The sequence below is a fragment of the Thermoflexus sp. genome (genome assembly GCF_025055495.1).
Lineage (GTDB): Bacteria > Chloroflexota > Anaerolineae > Thermoflexales > Thermoflexaceae > Thermoflexus.
In genome coordinates this window covers 1-3,905 of sequence record NZ_JANWXB010000144.1, presented here as the reverse complement: position 1 = coordinate 3,905, position 3,905 = coordinate 1, and the positions used below count along the sequence as shown (strand labels likewise).

Genomic DNA, 3,905 nt, shown 5'->3' with positions numbered 1-3,905 from the left:
GCCCAGCGCGGCCCTTCCGAAGAATTCGTCGCCCACCGGGCCGAGACCGACCGCCGCTTCGCCGAACTCGCCGAAGCCCAGCGGCGGCTGACGGAACGGGTGGAGCAGCTGGCCGAAGCCCAGCGGCGCACGGAGGAGCAGGTGGCGGAGCTGGTCGAGACCGTTCGCCGCCTCACCGAACGAGTGGATCGCATCGAGGGGCGGCTTCGGGGGGATGAGGTGGAGAAAGAATATCGCACCCTCCCCCGCCGCTATCGCCATCTGATCCGGGATCCCCATATCCTCTCTCCAGAGGAACGAGGAGCGCTGCTGGAAGCCCTCGAAGCCCAGGGAGCTATCACCCCAGAGGAGGCTGACAGTCTGGAAGTGGCAGATATCATCGTTCGGGGACGTCAGCGGGAAGGCGAGGGAGAGGCTTATCTGGTCGTGGAGGTCTCCGCCACGATCGACACGAACGATGTGAAGCGAGCGGCTGAACGGGCGGAGGCGCTGCAGAAAGCGCTTCCGCAGGCGGAGGTGCGAGCCGTGGTGGCGGGCCCGGAGATGCATGGGCTGGCAGCGCGAGCAGCTCGCACCCGAGGAGTATGGTGGCTGAGGGATGGCCGCCCCTTCGCCCCTCACGAAATCCCCGAATCTATGCTATAGAACCCTTAAGGACAACAAAAGGCCCGTGGTAAAATCCCACGGGCTTTTTGTTTTCTTTCTACGGCCTATTCGCACCGCTGCTGGGGATGGGCTCCTCTTTCGCTCGCTAATTGGGGGTAGGCAAGGCGATCATCTCGCTGAGGCGATAATGGAACCGGTCTCTACCCTCAGGCCGCTGGCCCTCACGCTCGCTCTTCGGAGTCCGCCCATAGCAGGACATCGCCCAGGCGGTTAAGGCGGCGTGTCAGGCTCTCCCGCAAGCTCCACCAGCGCGCCGGATCGCCCTGGAGATCGATCCGTTTGAGGGCGATCTGAGCCCAGCGACGGGCCTCCAGGGGATCCCGTTGGATGCGTTCGTAGTAGCGGGCCAGCCGGGCCGCCGGCAACACCTCGTTAGGGAACTCGCGAGCCCACTCCTGCCAGACCCCTGCGGCCTCCTCCAGGCGTCCCATCCGACGTAACAGGGTTCCCAGAGCATGCCAGGCCGCCCGACGTAGCTCCAGGTCCTCCCATCCCTCCTCCAGCGCCCGACGGAAGGCCCGCTCCGCCGCCTCCCAGCGCCCGCTCTCTTGATACCACCGGCCCAGCTGCATCCAGTCCCATCCTCGGACCGCCGGGTCCATCTCGGGGGCCTCGAACAAATGGGCCAGTCGGGCAGCCAGGATCACCATGGAGAGCACATCCTGGCGGTTATGGGCGAACACCCCTTCTAGTGGTTCCAAGCTTCGGGTCTGCAGATAGGACCAGTAACGGGAAGGGATCTCATAACCCGGCACATCGTCGGGGGAACGCTCCAGCCCCAGCACCGCCTCCTCCAGGGCGGTCAGCGCCCGCGAGGGAAGACGGCGCCGCCAGAGGCGACGGGCGGTCGGTAAAAGATCCCAGTGCGGGACATCCAGGCCAGGCCAGCGAAGCCGGTGGATGGCAAGACGCATCTCGATCAGTGGAAGATCGAAGCCCCGCCCGTTGAAGGTCACCAAGCCCTGCACCCCCCGGGTCAAAGCGAGGAAGGCCTGCCAGAACGCCGGCTCCGCTGCTGGATCCGCTAGGAAGAGCTGGCGGAAGACCAGCGCTTCGCCCTCCAGCCGGGCAAAGCCGATGAGGAAGATCAGCGTTCCGGCGCCTCCCACCAACCCGGTTGTCTCCGTATCCAGGAACAGCACGCCCTCTAAGGGGATATCCAGCCAGTCCGGATGGCCCGCAAGAGTCGCCACCGCACCCCGCGGGACCGTCCGCCAGGCCTCCAGCGGGAGATCCCCGTGCCACGTGAACAGGGGCACGGATTCCTCCCACCCATGGACCCCGCCTTCTGGAGGATGAGCGGATTCCCTTCGATTGGAACGGTCTCCGCGAAGCCAACGCCATCGCGCTTCCAGGGATTCCATGTTCACGCTCTGGATGAACGGATAGGACCTGAGCGAGTTCTCCGGCGAGCTTGTCCACCCGGAGGTTCTGGTGGATGCGATTCGGGACAGGCCACTGAAGGCAGCCCATCCCATCCGAATGAATGGCTACACCACTGACCAGAGGGACGACCTCTCGAAGTGCCCTTTCAGTCACCGTGGGCCGCGCAGGACCTCTACACCCATATACGGGCGCAGGACCTCCGGGACGACGACGCTGCCGTCCCGCTGCTGGTAATTCTCCAGGATCGCAATCACCGTGCGGGGCAGGCCCAGGCCGGAGCCGTTGAGGGTGTGCATATAACGCGGGCGCGCGCCCGGGCGCGGCCGGTAGCGCAGGTTCGCCCGCCGGGCCTGAAAGTCCTCGGTGTTGCTCACCGAGCTCACCTCCAGCCACTCCCCGCAGCCCGCTGCGTAAACTTCCACATCGTAAGTTTTCGCCGCCGCAAAACCCAGATCCCCTGTGCAGATCTCCACCACGCGGGTCGGCAACCCGAGGCGTCGGCAGGTGTCCACCACATCCTCTACCATCTTCTCCAACTCCAGGTAGGAGGTCTCCGGCGTGGTGAACTTATATAGCTCCACCTTATCGAACTGATGCCCGCGCTTGATCCCCCGCACATCCCGTCCGGCGGACATCCGCTCCCGGCGAAAACACGGCGTATACGCCACGTAGTAGAGAGGCAGCTGGTCCGCCTCCAGGATCTCGTCACGGTGCAGGTTGGTGAGGGGCACCTCGGCGGTGGGGACCAGCCAGATGTCATCTTCCACGTCGTGATACAGATTGTCCTCGAATTTGGGCAGCTGGCCAGCCCCTACCAGCGCCTCGCGCTTGACCACGAAGGGCACATAGACCTCCAGGTAGCCATGGACCTGGGTGTGAAGGTCCAGAAGCCACTGGATCAGGGCGCGCTCCAGGCGCGCGCCCAATCCCCACAGCACGTAAAAGCGACTTCCGGAGAGCTTGACCCCCCGTTCGAAATCGATTAACCCCAGGCGAGGCCCCAGCTCCCAATGGGGAAGCGGCGGGAAATCGAACTCCGGGATCTCCCCCTCCACCCGCACCACCCGATTAGCCGATTCGTCCGAGCCCACGGGGACACTGGGATGTGGGATGTTCGGGAATTGTAGCAAAAGCTCCTCCCGCTGCGCCTCCAGATCCCGGAGCCGCGCCTCCTCGGCAACCAAGCGTTCGCCCAGTTCCCGCATCTCCACAATCCGGGCCTCCCGCTCCGGGCCCGGCGGCATCTTCCCGATCTCCCGGGAGACCTGATTGCGCACCGCCCGCAACCGCTCCACTTCCTGCAACGTCGCCCGATATGCTTCGTCCAGCTCCAGAAAACGATCCACCAGATCCGGGGATTCCCCTCGATGCTGAAGTCCAATCCGGATCTCCTCGGGATTGCGCCGGATGCGCTCCACGTCCAGCATAGTGTTCACCTCGTTAAACAAATTTCCCCTCATCCAACTGAGGGAGGCGGGCGGAGCCGCCTTCGGCACCTCGCTCGCCTGAAAGATCCTCTGGATAAAGGGACCTGGGATTCACCGAATTTGCGCGATCGTCCCCTGTCGAAGCCTGCCCGGCGGAACGTCACGGAAACGGCCAGAGAGTCCATCCGTTAGATCAAGCGGCTTCACCATTCCCTATCCTTCCCCAAGACTCTCATCGTTCGAGCCCTGCGTTTGCGACAAAGCACCCCGAGCTTGTTATAACCATAAATCGGAGTGAAGATTCCCGTCAAACTCAATGAGGAGTTACGCAGTTGGCAGCTTGCCGGACGAGGTGGGATGATTCCACTCCTCTTCATCCCCTCTTCCCACGCCACCTCACGGCAGTGTTAGGGATCGGGTGGGCCG

3 protein-coding genes are annotated in these 3,905 nt (G+C 63.9%); 1 reads left to right on the top strand and 2 read right to left on the bottom strand.

Annotated features, from left to right (window positions below; translation table 11 throughout):
• On the top strand, positions 1-645 hold a 645-nt coding region (locus NZM16_RS05015), incomplete at its 5' end, for a hypothetical protein (RefSeq protein WP_295479048.1).
• A 182-nt stretch (positions 646-827) separates the two neighbouring features.
• Here the strand turns inward: NZM16_RS05015 and NZM16_RS05010 are convergent.
• Together NZM16_RS05010 and serS are read right to left on the bottom strand one after the other, a co-directional pair.
• Complete coding sequence (locus NZM16_RS05010) at positions 828-1,925, bottom strand: ribonuclease H-like domain-containing protein (protein WP_295479045.1); 1,098 nt, start codon at positions 1,923-1,925, stop codon at positions 828-830.
• A 276-nt stretch (positions 1,926-2,201) separates the two neighbouring features.
• Entirely contained in the window at positions 2,202-3,479 is a 1,278-nt protein-coding gene (gene serS, locus NZM16_RS05005; RefSeq protein ID WP_366946142.1) for a serine--tRNA ligase, read from the bottom strand.
• Positions 3,480-3,905 lie beyond the last annotated feature (426 nt).